The 13373-nt window shown below is 61.5% G+C and carries 11 protein-coding genes; 2 read left to right on the forward strand and 9 right to left on the reverse strand.

The features are described from left to right. Positions 1-68: 68 nt before the first annotated feature. The 6 genes from NKH23_RS25785 to NKH23_RS25810 are packed head-to-tail and all read right to left on the reverse strand — an operon-like array spanning position 69 to position 7126. Entirely contained in the window at positions 69-1292 is a 1224-nt protein-coding gene (locus tag NKH23_RS25785) for an MFS transporter (RefSeq protein ID WP_353035614.1), read from the reverse strand. Then, the gene (locus NKH23_RS25790) at positions 1289-3178 is read right to left on the reverse strand and encodes an IucA/IucC family protein (RefSeq protein WP_353035616.1); all 1890 of its coding nucleotides are present in this window, start codon (positions 3176-3178) and stop codon (positions 1289-1291) included. Before NKH23_RS25790 ends, NKH23_RS25785 begins: the two co-directional genes overlap by 4 nt. Beyond that, entirely contained in the window at positions 3178-4317 is a 1140-nt protein-coding gene (locus tag NKH23_RS25795) for an NAD/NADP octopine/nopaline dehydrogenase family protein (protein ID WP_353035618.1), read from the reverse strand. Before NKH23_RS25795 ends, NKH23_RS25790 begins: the two co-directional genes overlap by 1 nt. Further along, positions 4314-5324 (reverse strand): cysteine synthase family protein, encoded by a 1011-nt coding sequence (locus NKH23_RS25800; RefSeq protein ID WP_353035620.1) that lies wholly within the window; start codon positions 5322-5324, stop codon positions 4314-4316. Before NKH23_RS25800 ends, NKH23_RS25795 begins: the two co-directional genes overlap by 4 nt. Then, positions 5325-6698: a Y4yA family PLP-dependent enzyme gene (locus NKH23_RS25805; RefSeq protein WP_353035622.1), complete on the reverse strand. Its 1374-nt coding sequence runs from the start codon at positions 6696-6698 to the stop codon at positions 5325-5327. It abuts the gene before it with no gap. After that, positions 6695-7126, reverse strand: a complete 432-nt coding sequence (locus tag NKH23_RS25810; RefSeq protein WP_353035624.1) for a ParB N-terminal domain-containing protein — start codon at positions 7124-7126, stop codon at positions 6695-6697. The genes NKH23_RS25805 and NKH23_RS25810 overlap by 4 nt, the downstream gene beginning before the upstream one ends. A 232-nt stretch (positions 7127-7358) precedes the next feature. Between NKH23_RS25810 and NKH23_RS25815 the strand changes: the two genes are divergently transcribed. Further along, positions 7359-7880 (forward strand): helix-turn-helix domain-containing protein, encoded by a 522-nt coding sequence (locus NKH23_RS25815; protein WP_353035626.1) that lies wholly within the window; start codon positions 7359-7361, stop codon positions 7878-7880. A gap of 269 nt (positions 7881-8149) precedes the next feature. Beyond that, positions 8150-8782 (forward strand): DUF4336 domain-containing protein, encoded by a 633-nt coding sequence (locus tag NKH23_RS25820; protein ID WP_353035734.1) that lies wholly within the window; start codon positions 8150-8152, stop codon positions 8780-8782. Positions 8783-8848: 66 nt separating this feature from the next. On the opposite strand, the gene NKH23_RS25825 is transcribed toward NKH23_RS25820, so the two are convergent. The 3 genes from NKH23_RS25825 to NKH23_RS25835 form a co-directional block, all read right to left on the reverse strand. Beyond that, positions 8849-10126 (reverse strand): molybdopterin molybdotransferase MoeA, encoded by a 1278-nt coding sequence (locus NKH23_RS25825; RefSeq protein ID WP_353035628.1) that lies wholly within the window; start codon positions 10124-10126, stop codon positions 8849-8851. Positions 10127-10211: 85 nt separating this feature from the next. Beyond that, positions 10212-12821: an arsenate reductase (azurin) large subunit gene (locus NKH23_RS25830; protein WP_353035630.1), complete on the reverse strand. Its 2610-nt coding sequence runs from the start codon at positions 12819-12821 to the stop codon at positions 10212-10214. Positions 12822-12833: 12 nt separating this feature from the next. Beyond that, positions 12834-13358: an arsenate reductase (azurin) small subunit gene (locus tag NKH23_RS25835; protein WP_353035632.1), complete on the reverse strand. Its 525-nt coding sequence runs from the start codon at positions 13356-13358 to the stop codon at positions 12834-12836. Positions 13359-13373 lie beyond the last annotated feature (15 nt).

Below are 13373 nucleotides of genomic sequence, written 5' to 3' on the forward strand. Positions count from 1 at the left end.
CGGGCCAGCCACGATCACTGCAAGGGCCGCGATCGCGGCATGCAACAGCGGACGATATCTCTTCACGATCAACTTCCTTCGTCAGGTGAATGGCGCGCTTTGCGCCATATGCCGAGCGCCACTAACAATGATAAGGCGTAGAGGGTTGAGACGAGCGGAAACGCGGCGTCGAGACCAAAAAACTGAGTGACCGCAACGCCGGCGACGATGCCGACTACCGAGGCGCCCTGCTGGCAGCTTTGCGCAAGACCCAGCACCGAACCCTGCCGGTCGTCTTGCGTTGCCGCCGAAATGAGTGACAGGAGAGCCGGCGTTGTTCCTCCCAGGAGAGCGCCCCAGACAAAATACAGCATTGCAAAAAACGCCATGGACCCGGTGATCCCGGCCAAATGAGTGATTGCAAGGCAACCGGCTGAAATCAACACACTCCAGCCGAGCACATAGGATTTCGCGCGCCCCTCGAAGAGCCGCGCCCACAAGGGCGCGCCCACGACAAAGCCCAGCGCCAGAAGTCCGTAGCTCAAGCCGGTGACCCAGTGCTGTGCGCCAAAAACTTGCGTCATGTACAAGGAAAACGGAACCTGCAGCACCATGCGGCTTGCGAGCAACATCCCCATCAGCATAAGAAGCCCCGGCACCGGCGCACTCCCCGTGGGTGCATGGGCAGTAATTTTCGCGGTTGCTGACCGTACGGGAATAATCCCGTTTGGCGGCACAGGCAGACTTGCCCAGGCGGTGGCGGCGCACAGGCCACAGATCACGCCGGCCGTCAGATTGATGGCGGCAAAAGGCAATTCATCCAGGATCAGCCCGCCCAAAAACGCCCCGCCAAGCGAGCCGACATTGGTCGCCACCTGAAGCCACGCGAACAGGCCGGCGCGATCGCGTCCACCGGTGACCTGCACGCCATAAGCCTGCGCCGGGGCGATGTAACCGGCAAAGGCGCCCTGCAGAAAGCGCAGAGCCAAAATTGTCCAGACATCTTGCGCAAAGGCGATGAGCAGTTGCGTGATCGCCAAACCGGCTAATGCGCGAACCATCATCAGCCGGTTGCCGTAGCGATCCCCCATACGCCCCCAAAAGGCGCTGGTGAGCGATACGCCGAGCATCGGACAGATATAGACGCCGATTCCGGCGAGACCGAAGACACTGTCGGAGGGGCTCAACGCCTTGATATGGATTGGCCAGAAAGGGCCACTCATCTCCATCGCGCCCATGGAAACGAATTGCAGGGCGAACAGGAGCACGAAAACAGGCCCGAAACCGCGAAGGGCGGCGGAGGCGTTTGTCATTCCGCGTCCGTCAACGGATTGGGCAGTTGGTGTTCGACGCGATAGTCGCGATACCGCTCCAGATGCATCCGCAGCACCGAGCGTGTCGGCCACGGATTTTCGAGAAAGGCCGCGCGTTCCCGCAGCCAGAACTCATCGGACGGCACGCGCGGCCGAAGCGTGTCGAATGCCTCTTCGGTTTCCTCCCTCAGGATGCGCCACAGGCTGTTGCCCGCCAGTCCATATTGCTCCGTCAAGCACAGGGCGATCTCATGGAGGTGGCAGACGAAGCAGGCATCGATCACGAACGAGCGCACGAGGCTGATGTCTTCATCGAACGTCGTGGGCAAAATCCCTCTCTGGGTGAAGGGCTTTAGGCAGTGCCCGCGTTCCTCGAACAAGGGCGCGAAACTGCGGCCGTCGCCAAAATCGCGGATCAACAACTTTCGTGGGGTGCCGGTATGGTCGAACAGGATCGTGCTGTTTTGCTGATGCGCCTCAAAGGCAATTCCATAGAGCAGATACATGGCGAGCGCCGGCCGGATGACAGTACGCGCATAGCCACGGAAAAATGCCGCTACCGCCGCCTCGCTCTCTTTGCCGTTTCTGGCGATCAATTCGCAAATGAGCGGGCGCTCATCGAACGGGCTTGCCGTCAGAAGCGCCGCGACAGTCACCGGCAACAGTCCGTCGCTGCGTGCCAGAGCGTCAGTGTTGCGATAGACCACCGACAGAAAACGGCCCGGATGCTCGTCACCGGTGTCGGGATGGCGCAGGATTGCACCTAACTCTTCGGTGAAAATCTCCAGCGTGTCGCGGAGATCCTCCTCCTTTGCCAGAATGTCGGAAATGAGGGTGCTGAGGCGGGGCCCCATATGGATCGACTTGGCCTGGAGGGTGCGCTGCTCACTGGTCAGCCAGATCGCGACTGGCAGTTTGATGAAGGGTCTGGGCTCCTCTGTGTCCGGCAGCATCGTGCGGAACGACATGGACGGCAGCGTCACGATCTCGGGGCCTTCCGGGTCGAAAACGCCGGAAGTAATCTCGGACTCGAATTGCCGGCGCACGAAATTGTCCAGATGCCACCCGTGGACAGGGAGAGGAAGCCAGTCCCCGGGAGACTTTCCGCGCTCTTTCAAACCTTCAGCCCAGTCGCGCCAGAGGTCGGGAAATTTTAGCGAAAACCATTCCGAATAGCTGCCGACATGCGGCATCTTCTCGACATGGGCCCATTCCTTACGCAGCGCCGTGATGCGCAGGCGCACGCGGGCGCCGAATTCGGGCGATAACGCGGTCACCTCTTGTGGCGGCAGGCCAGGTTTGGCCTTCCATGTCGGATAGAAGGGATGGCCTTCGAGCGCACCCCATTGATCGAGGGTCATGGCCGCCAAATGCGGCGGCAAACTCTGTTCGAGATAGGCGAGGAAGCCGGGCACACCTGCGTTGGCTATTTTCAGGCGCAGTTCTGCGCTCCAGCCCTCCCGGTGGCGACGCGCCAGGACGTCGTTGCGCATGCTGTTGTCCACGTCGCGCAACAGTTGCGCCAGACCATCCGGCGCAGGTGAAACCGCCAATGCCGGCGAGACCTCCGTTATAAGGGCGGACGGATCATCGAGCCGGTGCCGGGCGCCGGTTCCGTCCAGCACTTCGATGTGGCCGAGATTTTGCAATGTTCCGGCAGGCGCACGGCGCAGGTCGGTAAAATGCAGGACCCGGCGCGACGGCCAAAGGGGGAACCATGCCTGCCTGCCGTCCCGCGCCCACAACAATGCGTTGGGTTCCAGGAGACGCTCGGCGAACAGGCAGCGCACCAGTCGATTGAGCGCATTGCGCGACGCGTTTTTCCAAAGCTGCACATCGCGCGCCTGGGTTTGAGAATCTACCGCGGAAGAAGTCCTCTCGTCCATCAGGCAGCCTCCGGCCAGTCGGCGGGCACATAGGCTGGTGCACCCTCGGCTAGCCCTCCGTGATAGCGGCGCGCCCAGTGATAGGTTTTCGCAATGGCCGGAATGGCCAGATTCAGCCGCGCCGCCATCTCCACGAGCAACGCCTGACCAACGGCGATATCTTCGTGGAAGGCGCGGCTCTCGCGATCGATGAGAAGACCGGGCCCGTGCGGATTGGGTACGAGCGGCGCGCGAATGCCGGCATAGGCGCGATTCGTGCGCAGAAGCGTATACATGGTGCGGTCGTCCCCGATCTGGCTGCCATAAGCCTCGATCAGTTCCTGCCGGAGAGGCTTTACAGTGCTTAGATCAATGCCGAGACGCGCCTCGATCGCACCACGGATCGCCTGGTTTTCCGCGTCACACGCCTCCAGCAATTCGGCGCCCACGCGCGGGCAGTCGCTCCACCAACATATTGGTTCGTCAAAGGGCTTGTCCTGCCAAGGGGCGCCCGGGCCAATCAGGCCATAGAGCACGGCTGGGTGCATCAGTGCATTGCCCGGCGTGAGCGTAATTTCCAGATAATTCTGCAGCATAGCGACGGGCGCGTCGAAAAGCCGGGCGAGCATCTCGGCGAGCACAGCGCGGTCGGCGCTGCTCTCGCGCTGATGAAGTGCGGCAAAGAGCTGCGCCTTGGCGCCACCCATACGCACGCGCCTGCCCGGAACCAGGTCAAAGGCCGTATGGGGCACGTCCTTCATACCCCAGATCACCACATTGTCGTGGCCCGAAAGGGTCTTCGCCGCGAGCCAGTCAAAACCGCAAAAGCCGGGGATCGCGCCGAGAAACACCTTTTTGTTCTGGGGAAGGTAGGGAGCGATCTGGCGTAGAAGCGCCGGCCGCGCCTGGGCCGGCTGGGTCACGACCACCATATCCGCGTCTTCCAGCGCTTTGCCCGGATCGGTGCCGACATGGTCAGGCCGTGCGCTCAAGATGCGGCCGTCCGGCGTGCGTGCCTGCCAGACATCGTCGCCGCTTGCCCATCCTTCGGCAACCGCGGCAGAGGCAGTAAGGACAGAAACCGCAATGCCGGGACGCTGCTTGAAGAGCACTGCGTTCAAATGCCCGGTGCGGCCCGCGCCGCAGATCGTCACCTTCATGCTGCGCATGCCCTTGCGGCCAGCCACGCATCCAACTGGTCGGCAATTGCCGGATCCAGCAACCCGCGCTTTGCCATCCATTCATCGTCGAAAACCGAACCGAGATATTTTTCGCCGCCATCTGCCACCGGCGTGACCACCGTGCCGTACAACTTGCCTGCGGCAATGAACTCCAGCGCCTTGTAGATGGTGCCGCCGGTGGAGCCGCCCACCAGCAGGCCCTTGCGCCGGGCGATATAGCGCGCTGTCTCGAACGCCTGGGTGTCGGTGACCTGCACTCCTTCGTCGATGCAGCCATAATCGAGCACCTTGCCGACTTCATCACCTGCCGGCGTTCCGGTTCCCGACTGGTAATAGGGATGTCCGGGCTTCCCGAACACGATCGAACCGGCCGGCTCTACCGCGATCGTGCGCACGGCCGGGTTGTGGCGCTTGAGGCGCTGAGCGATCCCCGTAATCGAACCGCCGGTCCCGACACAGCCTACAAAGGCGTCGATGCCGTTCGGGAGCTGCGCCAGAAGCTCTTCGACAAAACCGGCATAGCCTTCCGGATTTGCCGGATTGTCGGATTGATTCATGAAAAGCGCGCCGGGAAGTTGGGCACCAAGCTGCGCTGCCAGGCGCTGCCGCTCGACCACCGCAACTTCGTCCTCTCGGAAATCCCCTTCGACATAGCGGATTTCGGCGCCGAGCGCGCGCATCATGCGGATCTTGTCCGGCGCGGCATGATGATCGACTACGGCGATGAAGCGCAGGCCGAACTCCAGTGCGGCCAGCGCCAGCCCGATGCCGGTGTTGCCGGACGAGGATTCGACGATCGTGCCACCGGCGGCAAGCCGCCCGTCCTCGAGCGCGGCACACACCATGCTGCGCGCCATGCGATCCTTCATCGACCCGCCGGGATTGTTCTTCTCGATCTTCAGCACCAGCGTGGCATCGCGGTTCGGCACGGCGATCGACATGATCGGTGTCTGGCCGATCAGCTGGGTTGTGGTCGTGCAGAGCATTTATGCCTCTCCAATTATGTCGGGGACGAGTGCTGGCTGCCCATTCGCATCCTGAACCACGCACAGGCGGCGCGGCATCGGGTGGCGGTGGAATTCGTTTTCAAGAAGGTCCATCTGGTAACCGCCGGTGTTAGCGTAAGCCAGAAGGTCTCCCGCGCGCGGGGCCACGGGAAATGTAAGCCACCGATTGCAAAGCACGTCCTCATCCAGGCAGCTATGACCGGCCAGATAGCCTCGCACGGGTTTTGACAGGGCGGACGGCGGTGTGACCGGCACCAGGATAGGGTCGACCAGGAATTCGGATGCGAACCAGGTCTCGCAGGCGCTAAAACTGCTGCCTTCGACAAAAATGACGCAACTGTCGGAACTGAGGGCCTTCACTCTTGAGACCCGGAAGATGGAAATGGCCGTCTGATCTGCCAACGCACGCCCCGGCTCCATTCCCAACACCAATCCCTCATCCGCAAAATACCCGGCGATGCTGCGGGCTTTGGGCATCGGCGCATGCAAGAACTGGCGCAGCCAGTCAGTCGCCGAAAGCGCGCCGCCATAGGGGTAGAAGGAGCCCGGGACTTTTCCGGTCCGGTAGTCCTCGGGGACCTGTGCCTTCAGATGCGCCTGATAGGCCAGCTGATCGACATACTGGACTGGCAGCCCGCCGCCGATGTCGATCATGCGCGGAGCAAATCCCCTTGCCCGGCTTTCGGTAATCAAGCTGGCGGCTTCCCTCAACGCTGCCGCGCGGGACTCCCAGCGATAGCCGCTTACGTGGAAATGCAACCCGTCGAAGCGCAGCCTGCCTTCACCAGCGATGCGCGAAAGACAATGCTGTATGGCGTCCGCTGGCATGCCGAAGCGGCTCATGCCCTGTTCCGTAGGGCGCAAGCGGAGCAGGATCGGTTGGACCACTTGGCCCACCGGCAAGCAGCTCACAAGATCGTCAAGCTCTTCCGGCGAGTCCACCGATATCAGAGCGCTGCAGCCAACGAGCTCGCTATGAAATGCCGTCGTCTTTGCCGGGCCTGTCGCTACAAGCCGTGCGCCATCGGCGCCAAGCCGCCTGGCGTCGCGCAATTCGTAAAGGCTCGAGACGTCAATACCGGCGCCGGCGCGGAGCGCCGCCTCCATCAGCCCCGGCGATTTGTTGACTTTCGCCCCGTAATAGACTGCATGCGCCACATCGCTTTCTGTCAACACACCCCTCAGTGCCGCAAGGTTCTTCTGCAGCTCATCGGGCCAGATCAGATTGAGCGGCGAGCCATGTCGCGCGACCCATTCCGTAAGACGCTGTGCATCGCGGGCCAACAGTTCAGCCGTCGACGGCCGCAGAACCGGGGGCAGACCCGCGCCAAGCTTGTGGCAATGCAGCGTCATGACCACGCCCTTGGCGCGCTTGCCAGCATGTGGTCTACCGGATCGACGCGGCGCAAGCTTTCCAGCGGGACGTGGCAACTGGGAAGGCCTTGGTCAAAAATATGCCGCGTCGTCTTGCAGGGAAATTTTCGGCCGCTTCGGGCCATCGCAAAAATGCACGCGGGAGTGATTGTCTCGCCTGCACGCCAGCTCTCCACCCGCACCGTGCCATAGTCCAAAAGGATCACCGGTACCGCCGCAAACCCCAGGCGATGCGCGACGGTCAGCCGGTGATGGCCGTCCATCACGAATAGTGCGTCTTTCTGTGCCGTGATCGGGACAGTCCAGCAGCCCGCCTGCAGGATCTGCGCCTGCAGCTCAGCAACCCTGTAAGGGTTTACCTCCTCAGTGGGGGTTAACCGCGCCGGGGATAGCAGGCAGTATCGCATCTTGGCCAGCCTTCATTCTCGCAAAACCCAAGGCTGGCTTTCCTGACTATTTCAGTCAGGAATTCGCTTGCGAGGCCTCTATAGTCGATTGAATGTTGGCCGTCAACGCGCCCAAAGCGTGTGTCGTAAGCACACGAGTTGTCCGGATTAGGTAGCACAGGAGTTGTCCGGTTTTATCGTCAGCCAATGGAGGCTGGGGATGAATCGGGCGGCATGGCTACAGGACCGGAGAATGCAGAAGTTTCGAGACGTATTGAGCCGCTGGAATGGCGGCGATCTTTCGATGATGGAGGCTGGAGAGTTGCTGGGCATGTCGGAGCGGCAATTTCGCCGCTACCGCGACCGCTACGAAGAGGCTGGGGAAGCTGGGTTGCTCGATCGGCGTTTGGGCAAGATTTCGACGCGTCGGGTGCCGGCGGAAGCGATTGAAGAGATGCTGGAGCTTTATCGTCATCGCTATCTCGGGTGGAACGTGAAGCATTTCCACGAGCACCTGCTGCGTGATCACCATTTCAGCTGGGGCTACACCTTCATCAAGACGCAGCTTCATGCGGCTGGGCTGGTGGGACGGGCCAAGCGGCGCGGTGCTCACCGGCGCAAGCGGGAGAGGAAGCCGTGCGAGGGGATGCTGCTGCATCAGGATGGCAGCCGTCATCGATGGCTGGCGGGTGAGCCGATGCTGGATCTGATCGTGACGTGTCGCTTGGCACTTAATTGTAAGAAAGCGGCCGTTTCAGTTATCTTGGGCACTTAATTATGAGAATCTCGGCGCCTCGGTTCTCAAATATGATGCCAAAGCGAGAATGAAGCGGGATCACGCGCAGCCCGGTCTATGATACTGAAAACCTATGGAGTTTGGCTCCTGCTGCATTCCACCTGAGAAGGCAATCGCCCTATTCGAACATTCAGAAGTGCAGAGAATGTTGTGCCGATCGATTCTCAATTAAACTGCCAAGAATGGCAGCAAATTCTCAAGTTAAATGCCAATTCTCAAATTAAGTGCAGAGCTAACCATCTGAAAACATTTGGGTTGCATTCTTACAATTAAATGCCAAGCGACACCTCTCAAACGGCGACCTCTTCCTCCATTCGCCGATCAGGTTCGACGAGAAATTGGCTAGGGAACTGCGCGGCATGGGGAGGGTTCGCCATCTCGTGTCGCCCAACCAATTCCATTATGCCCACATCGGAGAATGGGCGAGGGCCTTTCCTGAAACGATTTCCTGGGCCTCTCCAGGTGTGCGCCGGCGGGCACGGGCACGGCACGTGGATATCGACTTCACGAGAGATCTCGACGTCAGTCCGCCCGAAGAGTGGCGTCGCGAGATCGACCAGACGCTATTTCCCGGCGGCTATTTCAAGGAGTTCATTTTCTTCCATAAGGCTTCGAGGACGCTGATACTCACCGATACGATCATCAACATCGAATTGGACAAGATTTCCGAGCCATGGCGAACGGCCACCAAGATCGCCGGGATGTATCATCCCTACGGCCAGATATTCTTCGGTATGCGCCTGCCGCTATTTTTCCAGCGGCGAAAGGCGAAGGCGGCCATCGGAACGATTCATTCATGGCAGCCGCAGCGAATAGTGCTCAGCCATGGCAGCTGCTTTGATGCGGATGCTGACAGCGTCATCCGAAGAATATTCGGATGACTGAACTACGGAGCGAAGTTTGTCTGTTGCGGGCGTTTCCACGTATCGAGTGTTGAGGGTGCACGCTCAGCCCCGACGGAAGGATTCAAAGCGCAGCGCCATCCCGCGTTCGATCATGACGACGTCGGGCGGTAGCAGCGCGATGCCGTCGGCGAGAGCCATCGCCATGAGGCTTGCCGACGATCCCAAGCCCAGCATCTCGAGAACGGGTCGGCCGATCTCGTCGCGACCGACCATCTTCACAGGAACGAACTCGGTTCTGCCGAGGCGCTTTTGGTGGGTGAAACCCGCGACTGCAGGAGACCATTCCGGCGACACGCTCGCGACGCCCGCGACAGTCCGTATCGCAGGAAGCGCAATTTGGCGAAACGTCACCAGCGCGGCATTCGGATTGCCCGGCAGTCCGGCGAACAGCATCGACCCGATCATCCCGATCTTGACCGGCTTGCCCGGCCGCATTGCGACCTTGAGCACGTCCAGAGTGCCGCCGTGATGGCCAAGCGCCGACACGACGTAATCCTCTTCGCCTGCGGAGACACCGCCGGTGGTGAGGAGGACATCGCACCGCGATGCCGCCGCGCCGAACGCCTCGGCTAGCGCATCCCGCCGATCGGGGACGATCCCGTAGTCGACGATCTCCGCCCATGGAAATGCCGACAGCATTGCCCGGATCATGATCCGGTTGGTGTTGTAGATCTGGCCGCGTCCGAGCGGCTCGCCCGGATCGCGCAATTCAGAACCTGTCGAGATCAGACCTATGCGGACCTTCCGCAGCACCACGACGTCAGCCTGGCCCTGGCCCGCCAGAAGCGCCAGCTTCTGCGGCGACAGCTGGTCACCCGCCCCCATGAGGCGATTTCCCGCTCTGACGTCCTCGCCCGCCTGCCGGATGTTTTCTCGCTGTCGCGGGCGCTTCGTCACGGTGATCCCGTCGCCTGTGCGTTCGCAGTGTTCCTGCATGACGACAGCATCGAATCCTCCCGGCACGGGAGCGCCGGTGAAGATGCGTATCGCTTCGTTCGCACTGGGGGCTTGTCCCGCGTGGAAATCACCGGCCGCTATCCGGCCCTGGATCAAAAGCTCCCAAGGACCCGCTCCGGTGAAGTCGGCGATCCTGACCGCGTATCCGTCCATCGCGGAATTGTCGAAGGGCGGGAGGTGGATCGAGGCGCGGACATCGCAGGCAAGGACACGCCCCGTCGCTTCGATAAGAGGAACATGCTCGGTTTCTCTCAAGACCCTGGCGATCGCCACGGCCTTGGCGGCAGCGATATCAACGGGGATTACCCTGCCGTCGGCACCTGCGCCGCAGCTTTCGTTTGTGAGGGCGGTGGCGGTTTCCATGTCGGCCTCCCGGCGTGTCGCGTAGTCCTGGACAAGACGATCCCGCCGAAGCCTTTGAGCCGCGGCGGGATCGCGGTTGACGGTGTCAGGCCGCCGGGTATTCCTGCGACTTGAACGAGAGGTGCTTCACCCCTTCCGGCGCATCGGCAATTTTCCGGATGTTCGCCCATGTCTGCTTGTAGTTCGGGATGATGAACTCGTTCACCCCAGCCGACACGACGTTGCCTTGCACGCCAGTGGGATAAGCGAACAGCATGAAGGTTTCCTTCCGCTTCGCCGTCGGTGTGGGATAGACAGCCGCCTGCGTCGCGCCGTTGTCGTTGTAGACTTCGACCAGATCGCCTTGCTTCAGCGACAATTCCTCCATATCGGCAGGATGCATCTCGATGAAAGGATAGGGCCAGCGGTCCATGACCAACTCGTTCTGCTGGTCGAGGTAGGCGCTCTGCCAGACATGGTTCGTGCGGCCGTTGTTGATGAGGAAAGCGAACTTGTCCTTCTCCGCCTGCTTGCCTGCAGCCTGCAGGCCCCGCCACTGCGTCTCCATGAAGACAGCTTTGCCATCCTCCTTGTTGAATTTGCCGTCGGCGTAAAGACGCTTGGTTCCGATGATGCGCTCGCTTCCGGCAGGCGGCGTCGGCGCAGCCCCGGCATTGGTCGGCGCCGCCTCCTGCACAGGCTCCTTGCCGCGCGCGCCCTCGATTGCCGGACCGCCGAGAACCTCGCCGGGTTCACCCGTCGAAGTTCCAGCCGCCACGGGCCCGGTGGTCTCCAGTCCGGTTGCCGGCTCCTGGAAGCCGTTGGTTCCCATCGCCCGCAGCCGGGCGTAGGTGACGAACTCGCCACCCTTCTCGTGCTGGTGATAGCCGTCCATGAAGGCGTCTTCTTCGGTCTTCCAATCGAAGCCCTTAAACTGGTCCGCGATGGCGGTATCGCCCGCCTCGCGCAAAACCCGTTGCAAATTGTTGGCCAGCCGCGCGGCGATCAGGCAATCAGGCATCGACTGGCCGGGAGGATCCATGTAGCGTTCGGTCAGCCGCATGCGCCGCTCGCCGTTCATCGAGGTGAGATTCATCTCGCCCGATGTTGCGGCAGGCAGCCACACATGGCTCGCCTGGCCGATCTTGGTCGGGATGATATCGACATCGACCGAGAACAGACCGCCTTTGCGGATCGCGCCCATGATCGCGTCGACCGTCGCCTGGCGGTCTCCGTAGGGGACGGATGAGATGGCGTCCTTCACCATGTCGGTTCGCTCCTTGTAGCGCCGCTTGAACTCGTGCGCGTTGAGCGTCGTCTTGTAGTGGTCGCATCCCCAGATGTGGTGGACGCCGCCCTTGCCCTGAATCAGCAGTTGGTCGACGTAAGCAGCAGGTCGCCCGACATGAGCGTCCGACGGCCGGGAATAGCCCTCCTGGTGCCCTCCAAGGCGGACGCAACCACCGCCGGGGCGGCCGATGTTTCCCGTAGCCAGCGCGAGATTCACAAGTGCGCCGTTGGTCCGGTAGTTGTCGTTGCCCCAGATCAGGCCTTTCTCATAAGCGAACATCGTCCGCCGCCGTTTTCCTTCCTTTGGTTCAGCGATCCAGGCTGCCGCTTGCTTGATCTGATCGACGGTGAGGCCGGTTATCTCAGCCGCTTGCTCCAGCGTCGTCCGATTGGCGGCGAGCGCTTTGTCGAAGTCATTGGTCGAGGCGGCAATGAACTCCCGGTCCGTCCAGCCCTGCTCGGCGATGTAGGTCGCCAAGGCGTTGAACAGTGCGAGATCCGTGCCGGAGTTGATCGCCAAGTGCAGGACGCGGTCCTTGCCCGCCTCGACCTCGCAGACATTCACCGTCACGGTCCGGCGCGGATCGACGATGATCACGCGGGCGGGCTCGTGCGGCTCGTCCGCCAGCTCCGCGTTCTTCTTGTCAGTTGAGGTCCCGCGTAGGTTTGGTATCCAGTGATTGAGGAAGTAATTCGTCTGCGTCTCCAGAGGGTTCGCGCCCACGACCATGATCGTGTCGGCGAGCTCTGCGTCCTCGTAGCAGTTGTTAAGTTCACCCACGCCCATGTCGCGCGTAGCGTGGACCTCCGAATTGTAGGCTGGGCGGTTGTGGATGCGGATGTTCTTGACCTTCATGGCCCCGAAATAGAGCTTGCCGGTGCCCCAGGTGTTCTCGTAGCCGCCGCCGGCGCCGCCGTGGTCGAAGGCCGAGACGAACACTCCGTCATCGCCCTGTTCCTTCATTACGGCCGCTGTCACTCGCGCGACGAGGTCGAGTGCATCGTCCCATGAGGTAGGCTGCATCTGTCCGTAGCGCCAGACCATCGGGTCTGTGAGGCGCTGAAGCTGCGTATTGCGCGCCCGGCTGAAGCTCATTTCGGCCATGCGGGCGCCGCGGATCGAGCCGAGGCCGGAGTTCACGACGCATTCGCGATCCGGCTTGATGACGATGTGAACGTCTTTCCCGTCCTGCTTGACGATGTTGTACATGGACGGGGAATACCAGGCAGCTGTCTCCGCCTCCTGTTGCTGGGAAAGATCCACACCGAAGACGTTCTGGTCGGGCGCTGTGCCGCCCTGGCGGTTTGTATCCCAGGTATAGGCGTGATAGCCGCAGCCGACGATGCAATAGTGGCAGACGACATTGTGAACCTTCGCGTCTGCCGGGATGATTGGCAGGCGGTCGATCTGACGTTTGTAAGCCATGACTGGTCCTCCCTAGAGCACGTTCGACAGGCGGCCGTAGATGAGCTCGTCAAGCCCCTCCGCGAAAATGTCGCCCTTCTCGTCCACGCGAAGCAGGTATTGCGGCAGGTTCTGCGTCGCCTGGCCCCAGATCTGAAGGCCTCCGGCCTCGCAGTCGAAACGGGAATAATGGCCCGGGCAGTTCAGCGTGCGGTCCTCGGCGTTGTAGTTCAGCGGGAAGCCTTTGTGCGGGCAGATAGTGGTGAAGCCGACGATGTCGCCGTCGGGACCGGCGCCGCCTTCAACCCGTGTGCCGAGTTTCAGGAGCACGCCCGGAGCAGCGTCATCGGGATAGCCGACGTCGAGCGGTTCGTTGACCTTCAGTTCAGAAACGTTTGCCAGCCTGTTGGAAGGATATTCCACGAGGGCGAGACCGGGGGCTGCCTTAGCCTGCGTCGCTGGCAGCGAGACGGCGGCCGCAGCCCCAGCAGCGGCGAAAGCGCTGCCCCTCAGAAATTGACGACGGCCGACATCGACCAGTCTGTTGCACCGTTCCATGCGTTCCTCCCACTT

Origin of the sequence: Mesorhizobium sp. M1328 (assembly GCF_040318075.1) — a bacterium.
In the GTDB taxonomy this organism is placed as follows: domain Bacteria; phylum Pseudomonadota; class Alphaproteobacteria; order Rhizobiales; family Rhizobiaceae; genus Mesorhizobium.

Excerpts from the sequence above, each read along its gene's own strand:
- NKH23_RS25785 (WP_353035614.1), bottom strand. The coding sequence starts at position 1,292 with ATGACAAACGCCTCCGCCGCCCTTCGCGGTTTCGGGCCTGTTTTCGTG.
- NKH23_RS25790 (WP_353035616.1), bottom strand. The coding sequence starts at position 3,178 with ATGGACGAGAGGACTTCTTCCGCGGTAGATTCTCAAACCCAGGCGCGC.
- NKH23_RS25795 (WP_353035618.1), bottom strand. The coding sequence starts at position 4,317 with ATGAAGGTGACGATCTGCGGCGCGGGCCGCACCGGGCATTTGAACGCA.
- NKH23_RS25800 (WP_353035620.1), bottom strand. The coding sequence starts at position 5,324 with ATGCTCTGCACGACCACAACCCAGCTGATCGGCCAGACACCGATCATG.
- NKH23_RS25805 (WP_353035622.1), bottom strand. The coding sequence starts at position 6,698 with ATGACGCTGCATTGCCACAAGCTTGGCGCGGGTCTGCCCCCGGTTCTG.
- NKH23_RS25810 (WP_353035624.1), bottom strand. The coding sequence starts at position 7,126 with ATGCGATACTGCCTGCTATCCCCGGCGCGGTTAACCCCCACTGAGGAG.
- NKH23_RS25815 (WP_353035626.1), top strand. The coding sequence starts at position 7,359 with ATGCAGAAGTTTCGAGACGTATTGAGCCGCTGGAATGGCGGCGATCTT.
- NKH23_RS25825 (WP_353035628.1), bottom strand. The coding sequence starts at position 10,126 with ATGGAAACCGCCACCGCCCTCACAAACGAAAGCTGCGGCGCAGGTGCC.
- NKH23_RS25830 (WP_353035630.1), bottom strand. The coding sequence starts at position 12,821 with ATGGCTTACAAACGTCAGATCGACCGCCTGCCAATCATCCCGGCAGAC.
- NKH23_RS25835 (WP_353035632.1), bottom strand. The coding sequence starts at position 13,358 with ATGGAACGGTGCAACAGACTGGTCGATGTCGGCCGTCGTCAATTTCTG.